Here is a 2,486-nt window from a genome sequence, read left to right on the forward strand (position 1 = left end):
GTCCGCGAGGGCCGGGGACGGGGCCGGGCCGGACTCCTCCGCCTCCACCTCGCGCTGGACACGGCGCACCTGGCGGGTGGGCTCGACGTCCTGCTCCAGCGGCGAGCGGCTCACCGCCGCCGTCAGCTCGCCGAGCGCCCGCGTCTGGAGCTCTGCCGCCCCCCGGACGACCGGGTCGTCGTTGTCGCTCCACTCGTCGAGCGACCGCTCCACCCGGTCCCAGTCCAGCGCCCGGCGCCGGCGCACATCGCCGACCGCCTGCTCCGTGTCGGCCTCCAGGGCCTCGGCGAACCGGCTCGCGCCGGGGGAGGGGCGGGCGTCCGGGCCGGGCAGATGGGTCTCCAGCAGCATCGCCGCCCGCCCCAGCGACGTCAGCGCGTCGTCCGCCTCCTCGGCCTCCTCGCGGGTCAGCCCCGGGTGGAGGACGGGCTCCTGCTTCGCCCGTACGAACGCCTCGTTCCACGCCGCGTCCGCCGCGCGTCCCGCGAGCAGCGCGTCGTGGACCGCGGCCCGGCTCTCCGTGGCCGGCTCCGCGTAGCCGCGCACCACCGCGGCCGCGTAGCGGCCGGTCCCGGCCAGCCGGTCCGCGAGCCGGTCGAGGATGCGCGGTGTCTCCCAGGCGGGGAAGACCGCGTACGCGGTCATGGCCATCGCGCCGCCGAAGAGGGTCAGCAGCACCCGGTCGCCGGCCGTCTCCTGCCAGGTCTCCCCGCCGAGCCCCAGCAGGAACACCACGTACGCCGCGGTGAAGCACTGGGACGCGGCGTACCCCGTGCGCATCAGGAGGTACGTGAGCCCGGCGGCGAGCACCGCCAGCCCTCCGGTGACCCACGAGCCGGGCTGCGCCACCTGCACGGCGGCCGTGGCGAGCACCACCCCCACCGCCGTCCCCACCAGGCGCGCCACCGCCCGCGCGTAGGTCTGGTGGAAGTCGGGGCGCATCACCATCACGGCCGTGATCGGCACCCAGTAGCCGTGGTCGGGCGAGACGGCGGAGCCGATGCCGTAGCCGGCGCACGCCACGGCCGACAGGCGCACGGCGTGGCGCAGCACCGGGGAGTCCGGGCGCAGCTCGCGCCGGAACGCGCGGTGCAGCACGGGGACCAGCCGCAGCAGCGTGGGCCGGCGCAGGGGGCGGCTCTCGCCCTGCCCGTCGGCGCGGGTGGGGGCCAGGGCGTCCCCGCTGTCCGCGATCTCCACGGCCTGCTCCAGCAGGTCGGCGAGGCGCTGGGCGGCCCGCAGCGCAGGCCCTTCGAGCGCCGCGGGGTCGATGGCCCCGTCGTACCCGGCGTATCCGGCGTACTCGGCGTATCCGGCGTCCCCGGAGCCCTCCGCGTCGGCGGTGTCGTCCGCGGCGCGGGTGTCGCGCCGCAGCGCCTCGACGGAGTGCTCCGGCACGCTCACCGGCTCCCCGCGGCGGATGGCGCGGGCGGCGGCGTCCAGGATCCCGGCGGCCGTGGCCAGCAGGTCCCGGGCGCGGTCGCGGCCCGGCCCCTCGGCGGGGGCGCCGACCTCGGGGTCGGCGAGGGCGGCCAGCACCGGCCGGATGCGTTCCGCGAGGCCGCGCGACCCGTGCAGCACGGCGGGGCGCCGCCGGGCCTGCGAGGGCGTCAGCGTCGCCGCGTCGCGGGCGGTGGTCATCGGCTCGGCGTCGAACGGCGCCTCCGGGTCGTGCCGCAGCCGCCGGGCGAAGTCCGCCAGCGCGGCGAAGGCGTCGGCGAGGGCGTCCCGGTGGGCGCCCCAGCGGCGGATGGGGAAGACCCAGATCAGCGCCGCCTGCACCACCCCGCCGAAGGCGATGACCCCGGCGTGCTCCAGTGCCTCGGCGACCGAGGTGGGCAGCGTGACGGTGACCAGCATCGCCGCCACCGTCGCGCAGGAGACGATCCCCGCCGTCGGCCCGGCCGACCACGCCATCCCGGCGAGGAAGGTCCAGACGGCGAGCACCAGCAGGAACGACACCGGGTGTCCGGCGGCCACGTACCCGCAGAAGGTGCTGACGGCCAGCCCGGCCCCGGCGCCCAGCGCGAGCACCTTCCGCGGGCGCCAGCTGCGCTGGAACGTCGCGGTGCCGGCGGAGAACGCGCCGAGCGCCGAGGAGGCGGCGTAGGCCGGGGAGACGAGCCACAGGAACAGCCCGACCACGATCGCCACTCCGGCCGCGGCACGCAGCGCCACCAGGGGTTCGAGCCGGGTGCGCTCGATCGTCAGCCCGGCACGCAGGATCGCCCCGAGGACCCGCAGCCATCTCACCCAGCCGAGCCTACGGGCGACGCAGCCGCGCTGCGGCCCGGTACGGGGTCGTGTCGGGGCCGGGGCGTCGGTTCCGCGCGGGCCGGTGGTCGCGGCACCGCGCCGCGCGCGGTCGTCCTGGGGCGCCGGGCGGGCTGGAGGATCCAGCCCGCCCGGCGCCCCAGGACACGGCGGCAGGCCGTGCGGACGGCGACGGCGGGCACCGCGACGCCGGCGCACCCGGACCCCCGCCC

At 78.4% G+C, this 2,486-nt stretch carries 1 protein-coding gene; it reads right to left on the reverse strand.

Annotation, left to right across the window (positions count from 1 at the left end; genetic code table 11):
• Nucleotides 1-2,253, reverse strand: a 2,253-nt coding sequence (locus tag EAO77_RS36745) for an FUSC family protein (protein WP_147992613.1), incomplete at its 3' end; no start/stop codon positions are given.
• Nucleotides 2,254-2,486: the final 233 nt, after the last annotated feature.

This window comes from Streptomyces sp. T39, assembly GCF_008042045.1.
Lineage (GTDB): Bacteria > Actinomycetota > Actinomycetes > Streptomycetales > Streptomycetaceae > Streptomyces.